This window comes from Streptomyces mayteni (assembly GCF_054783955.1).
In genome coordinates this window covers 47245-62442 of sequence record NZ_BAAGPR010000012.1, presented here as the reverse complement: position 1 = coordinate 62442, position 15198 = coordinate 47245, and the positions used below count along the sequence as shown (strand labels likewise).

Genomic DNA, 15198 nt, shown 5'->3' with positions numbered 1-15198 from the left:
GGCGGCGGGCGGCGGTCACGTCGACGGCGGCGTCCGCCGGATGGAGTTCGCGACCTCGCCGGGGGTGACCAGGCCGTCCTCGATCGCGCGGGCCAGCATGTCCGCCTTCGTCGGTGCGGCCCTGCCGACCTGGGCGTACTTGACCCTGGCCCGTTTGATGTACATGTCCACGGTGTGCACGGACACGCCCATGCGGCGGGCCACCGACGCCTTGGACATGGATTGGAACCACCACAGAAGCGACGTCCGTTCCTGGGGGGACAGCTCGGGACGCACCGGGCTGCGGTCGCTCACCAGAACACCGGCCGTCGTCGGGGGCACATAGGGTCGGTCGGCAGCGGCGGCGCACACCGCGTGGAGCAGGTGCGCCTGCCCCTCGCTCTTGGCGACGAATCCGCTGGCGCCCATGTCCAGCACGTCCATCACCAGCGATTCGTCGGTGAACTGCGAGAAGACGACGACCCGTTGACCGGCCGCGGCGAGCGCGCCGATGTCCGGGAGCACCAGTCGCCCGTTGAGGTTGAGGTCCACGATCAGGACGTCCGCCACGCCGGAGCGCAGGTCCGCCATGGTCTCGCCGGTGTGTCTGACGCGCACTCTCGGCTCCTCGGCCAGCCAGGCCCGGACGCCGTCGATCACCACCGGGTGATCGTCGATGATGCCGACGTCGAACGCGATCTGGGGACGCGCCATCGAGACTCCAGCCACAGCAGGTTCTCCTTCTCGTCGAACATCACCGATGTGTCGGTCGAACCGGCCGTGCGCAGCGCGCCGGGCGCCGCGGCGTCGGCCGCCACGCTCACCGTGACCTCGCCGGCTGCCGCGACGACGGTCACCCGGGCGCTGACCTCCGCCGACGCCAGCGCCAGGAGCGGCCCCTCGGTGAGCCACCGGCGAACCGCCACGGGAACGTCGGGCAGTTCCCCGTAGCAGACGAACGTGACGTCCACGTCCCGGCGCTCGGCGACGTCGGCGCAGGCCCGGAGTTCGTGCAGCAGGGGATGGGCCGCGGCCTCTGTCTCGGCGAACAGCCGGCGCAGCCGCGCCGCCTCGATCGCGCTCGACCGCCGCACCGCGTCGTGCCCCGGGTGCGCCCGCCCCTCGGCCAGGTCACGGAGCAGCGGTGCGATCCGGTCGCGCATATAGCGGTAACGCCGCCGTCGCTCGGCGTGCCTGGTCTCCTCGGCCACCTGGCGGGCCATGCGGTCCGCCTGCGCCCGTGCCGCGCGGGTCGCGAGTCGGGCGGCGTGGTGCAACTGCCGGGTGAGCAGGGCGAAGGTGAGCTGGATGCCGGCCGTGGTGAAGGAGGTGGTGATCAGCCGGGCCCAGGACTCCGGGGTGTCCAACTCGCCGCTCACCCCGAGCGCGATCACCGTCATCGCGACGGTGCAGCTCAACAGGGCGACCAGCTCGTGGACCGGGCGCTGTAACAGCAGCAGCACGCCGAACCAGCCCACCGTGTTGGCGGCCCAGCTGAGGTCGCTGATCGCCTGGCCCTTCGGATACGTCGCGACGGCGACGGCCCCGGCCAGCAGGGCGACGAACGTCAGCGCCTGGGCCACGCGGCCGCGCAGCGCGGACCGCAGCAGCAGCGTGGAGCCGATCAACTGGACGGCGGAGAGCACCAGCCAGGCCGCGAGGGCCGCCCACGCCGGCTCGTACCGCGACCAGCCGCGGACCAGGACCATGGAGTCGTAGCCGAAGTGCCAGATGGCGACGATGACCACCACCACGACGCTGATCACGTGGGTGTAGCGGACCGCGATCAACTCCCCAGGCGGCACGCTCACGTCGCTCCTGACGCGGGCCACCGCAGCATGACGCGGACCCCGTCGCCCGGCCGTGCCTCGATCCGGGCGCCGCCGCCCACCGCCGCCATCCGGCCCACGATCGACTCGCGCAGCCCCCTGCGGTGCGCGGGCACAGCCGCGAGATCGAAGCCGCGTCCTCGGTCGAGCACGACGACGACGACGCCGGCGCCGACCGCCTCCGCGCGCACCTGGGCCGCCGAGGTGCCGGCGTGCCGGGCGACGTTCGTCAGGGCCTCCGCGACGGCGTCGGCGAGTGCGGTCACGACCGGGTGGGGCAGCCGCACCGGCGCGAGCCCGAACTCCACGGTCAGCGTGGGCAGTCCCGGCCGTGGCGTGGAGGCCGCGGCGCGCAGGGCCTCGTCCAACGGGACCAGGGGCGCGGGATCGGCCGACGCATCGCCCCCTTCGTCCGCTTCGTTCGCCTCGTCCGCCAGACCCTGGATCACGCGGAGGTCGGCCACCGCGCGGCGACGCAGGGTATCGGAACGGTCGGCGATCGCGCCGGTGCTCACCATGGTGAGCGTGGCGAGCACGGTGTCGTGCAGTCGCCGCTGGTGGTCGCGTTCGTCCGCGCGGGCCGCCGCCCTGGCCATCTCGTTCGCCTGCGCCACGGCCTCGGCAGCCAGTACGGAGTCCGCCGAGCCGGCGGCGCGGCGCAGCAGGACGAACATCCCGGCGCTCAGGATGCCTTGGAGCACGAGCACGACGGGTGCCTCCCGCAGGCCCGGGGCGCCGATCGTGTAGGTCGCGGTGATCACGGCGGTCGCCAGGAGCCCGTGGGGTGGGCGCAGGAAGTACTGCGTGTTGAGCACGGTGGCGCTGGCCACGAGGTCGACCCACCCGCTGCCGGCGCTCGCCGTCAGCACGGACTCGGGCACCAGGCGGCCGTGGAGCAGGCAGAGCGCGGCACAGAGCACGACATCCGCCACGCCGAGCCGGAGGTTCGGGCCCCCGCGAAGTGAGTAGACGCCGAACGAGCACGCCCAGACCAGCACTCCGGCGACGGAGAGCAGCACCCACGCGGGGTTCGCGGCCGACGCCAGCCCGAGCAGTGCGACCACTGCGGCCACCACCGCGCTGGACAGCCGTAGGACCACGGTGACGAGCAGGGCCCGGCGCTCCAGACTGAGCGTGGCCGGACCGGCGGCGGGAATCTCGCCGCGCCCCCACATCGACGCCGAGGCGCGCATCACGCGCTCGCGTTGCTCGGACATCAGACCACTACCCCCGTAGCGGGGAGTTGGTCACCCCCGGCACGACGATACGGGGCCGGGTGCGCCAGTGGAAGGCATTGTGAAGGTTCGGAGGGGGCGGACGGCCAATGGGGAGACTCGGCGGAGTGATGGATCCGAGGATCACAGGGCACGAGGAGCTGACGATCCTGCTGGGCACCCTGTCCAAGCGGGAGATCGCCCGCACCCGCATCCGGGTCCGTTCCGCTGTGACCGTGCGGCCCCGCGACCAAGGCCGGGTCCTGGGCGGTAGACCGCCCTACGGCTACCGGCTCCGTAGACGCGGGCCCTCACCTTTCACCCGCGTCCCACGCATACGCGCACCACATCCCCAGGGAACCGCCGAGGCGTAGCAGCGGCATGGGGTTGTCTTTCGACGGCGGTCCTACGGCGACACGATTGTTCGCGCGATACGACACCGCGGCGAGGTGCCGTGTTGGGGGGCACTCCCCCAAGCACTCCGTGCAGAGGGCACCCCCACCCAGGCCGCCAGGCCTGGGAGAGTCGCGGGCCCCGGCGAGATCGGCGGGACAGGGCCTAGAAGTCCTCGTCGCCGGTGGCGGCGGCGATCTCGGCGAGGAACGGCCAGGAGGACGCGTCGTACGGCGGGGATTGGGCCGCGGCCGCCAGCCGCCGCCTGACCAGGGCCCGGATCGCGTCGCGGTCGGCGCGGGCGTCGGCGTCGCCCGACGCGTCGGGGCCGGGGTCGAAGCCCGGCAGCAGGACGCCGACCTCGATCCGGGGCGGCGTCCCCGCGGCCGGCAGCGCCAGGTCCGCCAGGCCGGTCCACAGGTCGTCCGTTCTGGCGAGCGGCAGACGGGCGGCCTCGCCGCCGTCCACCAGGACCTCGGCGGCCAGGAACCCGCCGCCGGTGGGTGCCGCGACGGCCTCGACCTCGATCAGCCGGCGGGCGCCGAGCGCGCGGGCGGTCCAGGACACCGCGTGCTCGGCCGCGTCGACGAGTCCCGGCGGGTAGCGGCGCCAGTCGTTGGTTCCCGAGCCGCGGGCGATCACCCGGCCGCGGGCGTCGCCGAGTCGGCCGGCGGCGAGCGCGTGCTCGCCGTGCCGGGCGAACAGGGTGCCGAGGTCGACGGGTTGGGGCGCGGGCCCCGGCCGGTCGAGTGCGGTCTCCAGCCGGCGCAGCTCGGGGCCTTCGAGGCCGGCGCAGTCACCGGCGTCGGCGAGCAGCCGCAGCACCCGCTCCGCCTGCCGCGCCGCGACCGGGGCCGGGGCCGCCTGCCACCAGCGGATCAGCGGGTCGATCGCGGCCCGGTGCTCCTCGATCAACTCGGCGGCGCAGTCGTCGGGTTGATCGTCGCCGTCGTCGAAGAGCTGCTGGCACAGGTGGGTGAGCGCGGCCAACTCGAGGCCGAGCAGGTCGGCTTCGAGCGCCGGTATGCCGTCCAGCTGGGAGGCGGGCCACCAGCGGGCGGCCCAGTGCCCGAGGGCCAACCGAGCGGCGGCGCCGGCGAGTTCGGTCGGTTCGGCCGCCGCCGGGCGGCCGGCCGGCTCCCCCGCCGCGGCGGCGTGCACGACGGCGGCGACGCGTTCGCCGTAGACGGCCCACAGCCACTGCTGTGCCCGGTCCTGGTCGTGGATCTCGGCCACCGGGGGCCCGGACTCCCCGAGCACCGGCCAGCTCAACACCGCCCCGGCGACGTCGAGTACGGCCCGGGCGACGGCGGGGCCCGCGGGGCCGGCCGCGACCCGGATCACGCCGTCCGCCTCCCGGGTCACCAGGACGTCGAAGGTGGCCGGCGGCATCACGCGCTCCGCCGCTCGACGGCCGGGGCGGCGTTCGCCGTCAGGGCGCGCAGCGCTGCCCTGACCCTGGCGCGGTGGTCCATCATCACCGAGCGGGCGACGCCGTCGAGCACCGCCCAGGCCGACGCCAGGTCGTCCAGCGGCGCGTCGTGGACGTCCCGCCCGTGCAGCCGCACCCAGAGCCGCCGCAGGTAGGCGGCCCAGGGGGTGCGGAGTTCGCGGGCGAGGGCGTCGAGGGGGCCGCCGGCCGGGTCCGGGCGCGGCGAGACCGTCATCCGGCGGGCGCGGAGCGCCGAGGCCTCGCGCTGCCAGCGGCCGTTGACGGCGCGGTGCGCGGCCGTCTGGCCGGGTGCCGCGCGCCCGTCGCCCAGCGGGTCGAGCCCGGCCGCGAGCCGGCCGCCGAGCAGCGCGGCGACCCGCAGGCTCTCGTCGCCCAGGCCGAGCGGGGCGCAGCTGCGGCCGACCTCGCGCCGCACGAGCTCCGGTACCTCGGGCAGTTCGTCGCGCCTGGGCGCCGCCTGGAGCACCACGAAGAGCCGCTCGAAGAGCGTGCGGTCGAGGGGGGCGGGGAGGGTGGCGGTGGAGGCGCCGAGGCCGACCTCGGGGCGCGGCGGCGTCGGCCGGACGGTGAGCCCGAGGTGGGTGGGCAGGTCCTGGCGGCCCCAGACGCCGTCCGCCCCCGCCCACACCGCGCGGCCGAGCAGGCTGCCGTGTCCGCGCGCGACCAGGTCCTGGTAGGACGCGGTCCGGTGGGACGGGGCGTTCCCCGGCCCGCCAGGGGTGCCGCAGGCGTCCAGGGCCTCGGTGGCCAGGGCGACCGCGGCGGCGGTGTCGTCGGTCGGATCCCGCCGGCGGCCGTCCCACGCGGCGGCCAACTCCCGGTCGAGGCGGTCGCGTCGGCCGGGGTCGGCCAGGTGGTCCCGCAGCGCGGCCACGGTGCGTCCGCCGGCGGCTTCCGCGATGTCGCCGACGACCTCCCTGGCCACCGCCGCCGCCCCGGCGGCCGGTTCCCCGTGTTCGGTGGCCAGCTCGAAGCAGCGTTGGAAGTACAGGTCCTGGGGGTTGCCCGCCACCACGCCGAGCGCCCGGCGGGTCCGCTTGAGGAGGGTGAACCAGCCCGCCGTGGCGGCGAGTCGGGGGCGGGACTCCCGGATCAGCGCGTCGAGGCGGGCGGCCTCCCTGGCTTCGAGGAAGTCCGCCGCGAGCTCGGGCCGCAGGGCCGGCCTGACGATCAGCGGCAGCACGATCAGCTTGACGGTGCGGGTCAGCGGCGCGCCACCCGGGCCGCTCAGCGGTTCCACCCCCGGGCCGAGACCGCGCCAGGCGCCGTCGATGACCATCGCGCGTGGACGGCGTTCACCGGTCGGCGGCGGGCTGGGGGGCGGCATGGCGCCAGGTTACGTCGTCGCGGGGCGCGGCAGAACCTGGGATCGGTAGGCGGCCGGTGGCGCCTAGCGTCCGTCTCGTGAGCAGGACGACATCGGAGGGGAGAGGCATGATGGGGATCTTCGGGAGGCGGCGGAAGAGCCGCGAGGAGCGGGGCGCCGAGATCGCGGACCAGGTGGTCAACGGCCGTGGCTTCTACGGCCGGACCACCCGCGCGTTCATGGGCCGGGAGGACCTGGCCAGGGTCCAGCAGTCGATGGGGGCGTACCAGTCGGGGCTGGCGGCGCAGCAGTTGCTCGCGACGGGGGCGCCGACCACGCCGGCCGTCGTGGTGTCGATCGACGACACCGGCAAGCTGGTCAACTTCGACCCGGTCGTCGACCTGGTCGTCCAGCCGTCGGCCGGCGGCGACCGGATCGCCCTCCAGACCGTGGTGTCGAAGCTGCGGGTCCCGCGCGTCGGCGACCAGGTGCTGCTGGTGGCCGACCCGGCCAGGCCGGGCGGCTACCTGTACGCCGGGGACGGCGTGACCCCGTGACCTCGTGATCTCGTTGGCGGCAGGGGAGTTCGGATGGACTTTCACGAGGCACTCGGCTTCTGGTGGGTACTGCCCGCCGGGCTCGCGCTCGTCGGCTACGCGCTCTCCTTCGCCGGGTTGAGCCGGGCCCAGCGGGCGGTGTGGGTGCGGGCGCGGATCGTGCGGGTGGACCTACCGGCCCACTGGGAGTCCAAGATTCCGGGGATTCCGGTGACGGTGGCCTTCCAGGACCCGGCCTCCGGGCGGGAGTTCACCCTGCCGAACGCGGGCCGGCACGGCTCCGCGATCCATGAGGCGTGGGTGGGCCGGGAGGTCGAGGTGCGCTACCCGCCCGGCCGTCCTGACAGGTTCCAGGTGGTGCTGGACACCGACGGGGAGAAGAGCGGGCGGAGCGGCCCGAACTGCCTGGTCTTCCTGGTGTTCTTGGGTCTCGTGATCCACGCGGCCGTCATCCGGGAGTGGCCGTGGGCGCTGCTCGGCGCCGGTGGCCTGCTGACCGTGGTCGGGACGTACAGTCCCGACATCCGCCTGGCGCGGGAGCGTGAGGCCCGGCTGGCCTCGTCCTTCGCCGTCCCGGCTCGCGTCGTGGCCGTCACCAGGGACGTCTACCAGGACGGCGAGGGCAGCGAGATCATCAACCACGCCCCCGTCGTCACCTTCACCACCGTCGAGGGCACCGAGGTCACCGTCCTCTCCCTGGACGGCATCCCCGAGCCGAGTCGGTCCCTCGGCCGGGAACTGACCGTCCACTACGTCCCGGACGACCCGGCCGTCTACACGACCGACCTGGCCGCCGACCGGCGCGATGGCCGGAAGGCGATCGCCTTCATCGTCGTCCTGCTGCTGCTCGGGGTGGCGGGCATGGTGAGCGGCGCGGCCCTGCTGTGAGTGGGGGTGCGCTTCGCTTCTAGGGGGTGTCAGCCCTTGACGACGCCGAGCGGCACGAGGCGGGCAACCCGGCGGCAGAGGCCGGCGCCCTCGGCGGTGGCGACCACGGCGTCGACGTCCTTGTAGGCGCCTGGCGCCTCCTCGGCCAGGCCGCGGGCCGTGGTGCCGCGCACCGCGATGCCCCGGCCCTCCAACTCCCGCCGCAGCCGGCCGCCGTCGACCTCGCGGGCGGCCTGGTGCCGGCTCTCCACCCGGCCGGCGCCGTGGCAGGTGGAGTGCCAGGCGTCGCCGTCGGGGACCCCGGCGAGCAGGTAGGAGGCGGTGCCCATGGTGCCGGGGATCAGCACCGGCTGGCCGGTGTCGGCGAGGTCGGGCGGCAGTTCCGGATGGCCGGGCGGCAGGGCGCGGGTGGCGCCCTTGCGGTGCACGCAGAGCCGGCGGTCGACGCCGTCGACCCGGTGGGTCTCGATCTTGGCCAGGTTGTGGGAGATGTCGTAGACGAGGTCGAGGTGGCGGCCGACGATCCCGGCGAACGCGGCGCGGCTCGACTCGGTGAGCAACTGCCGGTTGGCGCGGGCGTAGTTGGCGGCGGCGGCCATGGCGGCCAGATAGCCGCGGCCCTCGGTCGAGTCGGCGGGCACGCAGGCGAGTTGCCGGTCGGGCACCTCGATGCCGTGCTGCCGCATGGCCGGGCCCATGGTGCGCAGTTGGTCGGTGCAGACCTGGTGGCCGAGGCCCCGGGAGCCGCAGTGGATCATGACGCAGACCTGGCCGGCCGTGAGGCCCATGGCGCGCGCCGCCGCCTCGTCGTGGACGGTCTCGACCTCCTGGACCTCGAGGAAGTGGTTGCCCGAGCCCAGGCTGCCGAGTTGGCCGAGGCCGCGTTCCCTGGCCCGGTCGCCGACCCGGCCGACCTCCGGGTCGGCGTCGGTCAACACCCCGCCGTCCTCGCAGCGTTCCAGGTCCCTTGGGACGCCGTGGCCGCGGTCGACGGCGTAGCCGGCGCCCTCCCGCAGCACCCGGTCGAGGTCGCGGCGCCCGAGGTGCCAGACGGCGCCGCGCCCGGCGCCGCGCGGGGTGCGGCGGCCGAGGGCGTCGAGCAGGGCGGCCAGCCGCGGGGCGAGCTCGGCTCGGTCGCAGTCGGCGGCCAACAGCCGGACCCCGCAGGAGATGTCGAAGCCGACGCCGCCCGGCGAGACCACTCCCCCGGCCGCGACGTCGGTGGCGGCCACCCCGCCGATGGGGAAGCCGTAGCCCCAGTGGACGTCGGGCATGGCGTAGGAGGCGCCGACGATGCCGGGCAGCGTGGCCACGTCGGCCACCTGGTCGAGGGCCTGGTCGCCGGACGCCTCCGGCAGCAGTTCCGGGGTGGCGAACACGACGCCGGGCACCCGCATGGCGCCGTGGCGCGGGATGCGGTAGCGGAAGTCGCCGTCCGCGGTGAGCCGGGTGCTGGGACGCGGGTGCTGGGTCATGGCGCGGTTCTCCTCCCGTACGCCTCGCGGGGCAGGGGCGGTCGCTCAGACGTCGAGCGTCACGGAGCAGGTCCAGCCGGCCGGGCCCCGGTCGAGCGCCAGGTCGTGCAGCGTGACGGCCTTGGGCGCGGCGCCGACGGGTTCGAGGTCGTGGGCGTCGGCCATCCGGTAGCCGACCCGCAGCCCACCGGGGATCGGGTCGAGGTCGAGGCCGACGGGCACCTCGTCCGCGGTGTCGAGCCGGTAGACGATGTCGTCCATCAGTGCCGCGAGCAGGTCGGGGTCGGCGTCCGCGTGGATCTCGGTGTGCCGCCACCGTGGGGTGCCGGCGGTCGAGGGGTCGGCGAACGACTCGACGACGCCGCGCACGGCCTGGCTCAGGCACTCCTCGCGGGTCGGCCCCCAGGCCGCGACGCGCAGGTCGGCGGTGTGCGGGACACCTCGGTGCCCGCCGCGTCCCTCGGTGCCCGTGCCGCCGGTGGCCATGGCTCCATGGTGCCCCGGCGGGGCGCGGGGCGCAGCCCGAGCGCCGGGGCGCACCCCCGGGCGGGGCCGCCGTGGCCGTGTCGTACAGCGGACATGGCGGCACTGCGACACCGGGATCGCGTGACAGCCTCCGCGAAACCGTTCGATGCTGTCGTTCGGCCGGGAAAACGCGCAGCACCGGGGAGCCGGGGGTAGCCGGCTTGGACCGGGGCCGGCGGCCACGCCGGCCGGGGGCGCGCCGGCGCGCACAGTGGGGTTGCGCGCCGGCGCGTGGGGCATCGGCGCGCTGGCCGCAAAACGCCTGCTCGCGGCTGGTTCGGGTGGCACCGTGCGGCAGGGCCACGACACCGGGACCCCCGCCGCGTACCCTGCCAACAATGGTCCGCTTGTTCTCGCCTTGAGTCTCCCTTTATGGAGAATTCAGCCCGGCGTGCGAATCTCCCAGCGAGTGGGACGAGAGGAGAGCCATGGCGAAGGGGCCGATGCCGGCGACCGGGGAGGAGCTTCCCCTGGCCGAGGGCTTCCCCGAGGTGTCCAGGGAGCGGTGGCGCGAGCTCGTGGCCGGCGTGCTGCGGAAGGCCGGCCGTTCCGATCTGGACGGTCGGGCCGCCGAGGAGGCGCTGTCCACCGCGCTGGGCGACGGCGTCGTCACCCGGCCGCTGTACACGGCGGAGGACGCGGCCCCCGACGCGGGCTTCCCGGGCTTCGCGCCGTTCGTCAGGGGCGCGCGCCCCGAGGGCACGGCGGTGGCCGGCTGGGACGTGCGGCAGTTCCACGGCGATCCGGATCCACGGGTGACCAACGAGGCGGTGCTGGCGGACCTGGAGCACGGCGTCACGTCGGTGTGGCTGGCGGTCGGCTCGGCCGGCGTGCCGGTGGCGGAGCTGGCCACCGCGCTGGACGGGGTGCTGCTCGACCTGGCGCCCGTCGTGCTGGAACCGGGTGCCGAATTCGACGCGGCGGCCAGGGAGTTGCTGCGGATCGCGGACGAGCGCGGCCTGGCGCCAGGCGCGCCGCTCGGGGGGCTCGGCGCGGACCCGCTGGGCCTGGCGGCCCGCACCGGGGACCACGACGAGCTGACCACCAGGCTCTGGGCGGCGGCCAGCCTGGCCGCCCGCTGCCACCGTGACCACCAGGGGCTGCGGGCCGTCGTGGTGGACGCGTCGCCCTACCACGAGGCGGGCGGCAGCCCGGCCGAGGAGCTCGGCTGCTCGTTGGCGACCGGGGTGGCGTATCTGCGGGAGCTGACCAGGGCCGGTCTCTCGCTCGAGGCGGCGCTCGGCCAACTGGAGTTCAGGTACGCGGCCACCGCCGACCAGTTCGTGACGATCGCCAAGCTGCGGGCGGCCCGCCGGCTGTGGTCCAGGGTGGCCGAGGCGAGCGGCGCCCCGGCGGCCGCCGGGGCCCAGCGGCAGCACGCGGTGACGTCGCGGGTGATGATGACCAGGCGCGACCCGTGGGTGAACATGCTGCGCACCACGGTGGCGGCGCTGGCCGCCGGCGCGGGCGGCGCGGACGCGGTGACGGTGCTGCCGTTCGACGAGGCGCTCGGCCTGCCGGACGCGTTCGCGCGGCGGATCGCCCGCAACACGTCGGCGATCCTGCTGGCGGAGTCGCACCTGGGCCGGGTGATCGACCCGGCCGGCGGCTCCTGGTACGTGGAGTCGTTGACGGACGAGCTGGCGCGGGCCGGCTGGGCGTGGTTCCAGGAGATCGAGCGGGCGGGCGGCCAGGAGGCGGCGCTCCGTTCGGGACTGGTCGCCGAGCGTCTCGCTGCGGAGTGGGCGCGGCGGCGCGGGCGGCTGGCGAAGCGGCGCGAACCGATCACCGGGGTCAGCGAGTTCGCCAACCTGACGGAGCGACTGCCGGAGCGCTCCCCGGCGCCGGCCCGGCCGGCCGGTGGCCTGCCCGTGGTCCGCAGGGACGAGGCGTTCGAGGCGCTCCGCGCCCGGGCGGACGCCGCCGGGGAGCGGCCGCGGGCGTTCCTGGCGGCGATCGGCCCGGTGGCGGCGCACACGGCGCGGGTCGGCTTCGCGGCCAACCTGTTCCAGGCGGCCGGGATCGAGCCGGTCCAGGAGCCGGCCTCGGTGGACGCGGACACCGTGGCCGCGGCGTTCGCGGCCAGCGGCGCCTCGGTGGCCTGCCTGTGTTCGAGCGATGCGCTCTACGCCGAGCGGGCCGCCGAGGTGGCGGCCGCGCTGAGGGCGGCCGGCGCCCGCCGGGTGCTGCTCGCCGGGCGCCCGGGCGAGCGGGAGGCGGAGTACCGGGCCGCGGGCGTCGATGAGTTCGTCTTCGTGGGCAGCGACGTGGTCGCGGTGCTCACCTCGGTTCTCGAATCGCTGGGGGTGGCGTGATGCACGAGTTCCCGAACTTCGCCGAGGTCCCGCTCGCGCCGGACGAGGGCGCGGCGCGCGAGGGCGCGGCGCGCGAGGGCGCGGCGGAGGCCGTCGGCGCCGAGCAGTGGCGGGCCGCGGTCAAGGAGGGCAGCGGCCACTCCGTGGACGACCTGGTGTGGGAGACGCCCGAGGGCATCGGCGTCCGGCCGCTGTACACGGCCGAGGACCTGGCCGGGCTCGACTTCCTCGGCACCTATCCGGGCGTGGCGCCGTTCCTGCGCGGCCCCTATCCGACGATGTACGTCAACCAGCCCTGGACGATCAGGCAGTACGCCGGCTTCTCCACGGCCGAGGCGTCCAACGCGTTCTACCGGCGGAACCTGGCGGCCGGTCAGAAGGGCCTGTCGGTGGCGTTCGACCTGCCCACCCACCGCGGCTACGACTCCGACCACCCCCGGGTCACCGGCGACGTCGGGATGGCCGGGGTGGCGATCGACTCGATCTACGACATGCGGCAGCTCTTCGACGGCATCCCGCTGGACCGGATGAGCGTGTCGATGACGATGAACGGCGCGGTGCTGCCGGTGCTCGCGCTGTACATCGTCGCCGCCGAGGAGCAGGGCGTGCCGCCTTCGATGCTGGCGGGGACCATCCAGAACGACATCCTCAAGGAGTTCATGGTCCGCAACACCTACATCTACCCGCCGCAGCCCTCGATGCGGATCATCTCCGACATCTTCGCCCACACCTCGCGGCACATGCCCCGCTACAACTCGATCTCCATCTCCGGTTACCACATCCAGGAGGCGGGGGCCACCGCCGACCTGGAGCTGGCCTACACCCTGGCGGACGGCGTCGAGTACCTGCGGGCCGGCGTCGAGGCCGGCCTCGACGTCGACGCCTTCGCGCCCCGGCTCTCGTTCTTCTGGGGCATCGGCATGAACTTCTTCATGGAGATCGCCAAGCTGCGCGCGGCCCGGCTGCTGTGGGCCAGGCTGGTGCGGCGGTTCGACCCGGGGAACCCCAAGTCGCTGTCGCTGCGCACCCATTCGCAGACCTCCGGCTGGTCACTGACCGCCCAGGACGTGTTCAACAACGTCACCCGCACCTGCGTGGAGGCGATGGCCGCCACCCAGGGCCACACCCAGTCCCTGCACACCAACGCGCTGGACGAGGCGCTGGCCCTGCCCACCGACTTCTCGGCCCGGATCGCCCGCAACACCCAGATACTGCTCCAGCAGGAGTCGGGCACCACCCGGGTCATCGACCCCTGGGGCGGCGCCGCCTACGTCGAGCGCCTCACCCACGACCTGGCGCGGCGCGCCTGGCAGCACATCGAGGAGGTCGAGGCGGCCGGCGGCATGGCCAAGGCCATCGACGCCGGCATCCCCAAGCTGCGCGTCGAGGAGGCCGCCGCCCGCACCCAGGCCCGGATCGACTCCGGCCGGCAGCCCGTGATCGGCGTCAACCTCTACCGGGTCGAGGCCGACGAGCGCATCGAGGTCCTGAAGGTCGACAACACGGCGGTGCGCGCCCAGCAGATCGAGAAGCTGCGGCGGCTGCGCGAGGAGCGGGACGAGGCGGCCTGCCAGGACGCGCTGCGGGCCCTGACCCTCGGTGCCTCGGGCGACGCCAACCTGCTCGCCCTCGCCGTGGACGCCGCCCGCGCCAAGGCCACGGTCGGCGAGATCTCCGACGCCCTGGAGAAGGTGTTCGGGCGGCACGCCGGCCAGATCCGTACCATCTCAGGGGTGTATCGCGAGGAGGCCGGGTCGCTGCCCGGCGTGGAGCGCACCCGGGCGCTGGTCGCCGCGTTCGCGGACGCCGAGGGCCGCCGGCCCCGGATCCTGGTCGCCAAGATGGGCCAGGACGGGCACGACCGCGGCCAGAAGGTGATCGCGTCGGCCTTCGCCGACCTGGGCTTCGACGTCGACGTCGGCCCGCTGTTCCAGACCCCCGCCGAGGTGGCCCGCCAGGCCGTCGAGGCGGACGTGCACATCGTCGGGGTCTCCTCGCTGGCCGCCGGCCACCTCACCCTGGTGCCCGCCCTGCGGCACGAGTTGGCCGAGGCGGGCCGCGAGGACATCACCGTCGTGGTCGGCGGCGTCATCCCGCCCGACGACGTGCCGACGCTGCGCGAGATGGGCGCCGCGGCCGTCTTCCCGCCCGGCACCGTGATCCCCGAGGCCGCCTACGACCTGCTGGTGACGCTCGCCGAGGGCCTCGGCCTCGAGCTCGCGACGTGACGCGGCCCGCCATCGACGTCGACGGCTACGCCAAGGGCGTGCTCGCCGGCACGCGGGCCCAGGTGGCGCGGGCGATCACGCTGGTGGAGTCCACCAGGCCCGACCACCGGCGGCTCGCGCAGCGGCTGTTGCTCGACCTGCTGCCGCACGCCGGGCGGGCGCGGCGGGTCGGCGTCAGCGGGGTGCCAGGGGTCGGCAAGTCGACGTTCATCGACGCGCTCGGCACCCTGCTCACCGGGCTCGGGCACCGGGTGGCGGTGCTGGCCGTCGACCCGTCGTCCACCCGCACCGGCGGCTCGATCCTCGGCGACAAGACCCGGATGGCGCGGCTCGCCGTCGACGAGAACGCGTTCGTCCGCCCCTCGCCCTCCGCCGGCACGCTCGGCGGCGTGGCGCGGGCCACCCGCGAGACGATGGTCGTGATGGAGGCCGCGGGCTACGACGTGGTGCTGGTCGAGACCGTCGGCGTCGGCCAGTCGGAGACGGCGGTCGCCGGCATGGTCGACAGCTTCCTCTTCCTCACCCTGGCCAGGACCGGTGACCAGCTCCAGGGCATCAAGAAGGGCGTCCTCGAACTCGCCGACGTCATCGCCGTCAACAAGGCCGACGGCCCGCACGAGCGCGAGGCCAGGGCCGCGGCGCGGGAACTCCGGGGCGCCCTGCGGATGTTGCGCCCGCCGGACCCGGTGTGGTCGCCGCCGGTGCTCACCTGTAGCGCGCTGGAGGGCGTCGGGCTCGACGAGGTGTGGGAGAAGGTGGAGGCGCACCGCCGCGCCCTGGACGCGGCGGGCCGGCTGGCCGCGAAGCGGCGCGACCAGCAGGTCGAGTGGACCTGGTCGATGGTCCACGACGAACTGCTCGGCCGGCTGCACGGCCATCCTGCCGTGCGCGGTCTGGCACCCACCCTCGAACAGCAGGTGCGGGACGGCGCGTTGACGCCGACGCTGGCCGCCGAGCGGCTGCTCACGGCGTTCCAGGAGCCGGACGCCGCTGGCGCGGCACGTCAGGCTGGTCCTGAGCCGACTCGGTAACGTCC

General features: G+C 74.9%; 12 protein-coding genes. 5 read left to right on the top strand and 7 right to left on the bottom strand.

The genetic code is table 11. The features are described 5' to 3' along the window. Positions 1–15 precede the first annotated feature (15 nt). From ACYVPE_RS08360 to ACYVPE_RS08340, 5 genes are all read right to left on the bottom strand, one after another. Positions 16–693 carry a response regulator transcription factor gene (locus ACYVPE_RS08360; protein WP_461032793.1) on the bottom strand — a complete coding sequence of 226 codons (678 nt, stop codon included), beginning with the start codon at positions 691–693 and terminating at the stop codon, positions 16–18. Next, positions 636–1790, bottom strand: a complete 1155-nt coding sequence (locus tag ACYVPE_RS08355; RefSeq protein ID WP_461032792.1) for a hypothetical protein — start codon at positions 1788–1790, stop codon at positions 636–638. The genes ACYVPE_RS08360 and ACYVPE_RS08355 overlap by 58 nt, the downstream gene beginning before the upstream one ends. Then, positions 1787–3025 carry a sensor histidine kinase gene (locus ACYVPE_RS08350; RefSeq protein ID WP_461032791.1) on the bottom strand — a complete coding sequence of 413 codons (1239 nt, stop codon included), beginning with the start codon at positions 3023–3025 and terminating at the stop codon, positions 1787–1789. The genes ACYVPE_RS08355 and ACYVPE_RS08350 overlap by 4 nt, the downstream gene beginning before the upstream one ends. Before the next feature lie 555 nt (positions 3026–3580). Beyond that, positions 3581–4807, bottom strand: coding sequence for a hypothetical protein (locus tag ACYVPE_RS08345; protein WP_461032790.1), 1227 nt, complete (start codon positions 4805–4807; stop codon positions 3581–3583). After that, entirely contained in the window at positions 4807–6195 is a 1389-nt protein-coding gene (locus tag ACYVPE_RS08340) for a hypothetical protein (protein WP_461032789.1), read from the bottom strand. The genes ACYVPE_RS08345 and ACYVPE_RS08340 overlap by 1 nt, the downstream gene beginning before the upstream one ends. Positions 6196–6305: 110 nt before the next feature. Between ACYVPE_RS08340 and ACYVPE_RS08335 the strand changes: the two genes are divergently transcribed. Both ACYVPE_RS08335 and ACYVPE_RS08330 read left to right on the top strand, forming a co-directional pair. Beyond that, positions 6306–6731, top strand: a complete 426-nt coding sequence (locus ACYVPE_RS08335) for a hypothetical protein (protein ID WP_461032852.1) — start codon at positions 6306–6308, stop codon at positions 6729–6731. A gap of 33 nt (positions 6732–6764) precedes the next feature. Beyond that, a complete protein-coding gene (locus ACYVPE_RS08330) occupies positions 6765–7619 on the top strand; it encodes a DUF3592 domain-containing protein (protein ID WP_461032788.1) in 855 nt (284 codons plus the stop codon). A gap of 29 nt (positions 7620–7648) precedes the next feature. Here the strand turns inward: ACYVPE_RS08330 and ACYVPE_RS08325 are convergent, their stop codons facing one another. Continuing rightward, positions 7649–9094: an RtcB family protein gene (locus ACYVPE_RS08325; protein WP_461032787.1), complete on the bottom strand. Its 1446-nt coding sequence runs from the start codon at positions 9092–9094 to the stop codon at positions 7649–7651. 45 nt (positions 9095–9139) lie between these two features. Further along, positions 9140–9580, bottom strand: a complete 441-nt coding sequence (locus ACYVPE_RS08320) for an archease (RefSeq protein ID WP_461032786.1) — start codon at positions 9578–9580, stop codon at positions 9140–9142. Between the two features lie 482 nt (positions 9581–10062). Here ACYVPE_RS08320 and ACYVPE_RS08315 point away from each other — a divergent pair, with 482 nt between their 5' ends. The 3 genes from ACYVPE_RS08315 to meaB are packed head-to-tail and all read left to right on the top strand — an operon-like array spanning position 10063 to position 15193. Continuing rightward, positions 10063–11934: a methylmalonyl-CoA mutase family protein gene (locus ACYVPE_RS08315; RefSeq protein WP_461032851.1), complete on the top strand. Its 1872-nt coding sequence runs from the start codon at positions 10063–10065 to the stop codon at positions 11932–11934. Next, positions 11934–14162 (top strand): methylmalonyl-CoA mutase, encoded by a 2229-nt coding sequence (scpA, locus tag ACYVPE_RS08310; RefSeq protein ID WP_461032785.1) that lies wholly within the window; start codon positions 11934–11936, stop codon positions 14160–14162. The genes ACYVPE_RS08315 and scpA overlap by 1 nt, the downstream gene beginning before the upstream one ends. Then, the gene (gene meaB / locus ACYVPE_RS08305) at positions 14159–15193 is read left to right on the top strand and encodes a methylmalonyl Co-A mutase-associated GTPase MeaB (RefSeq protein WP_461032784.1); all 1035 of its coding nucleotides are present in this window, start codon (positions 14159–14161) and stop codon (positions 15191–15193) included. The genes scpA and meaB overlap by 4 nt, the downstream gene beginning before the upstream one ends. The last annotated feature ends 5 nt before the right edge of the window (positions 15194–15198 follow it).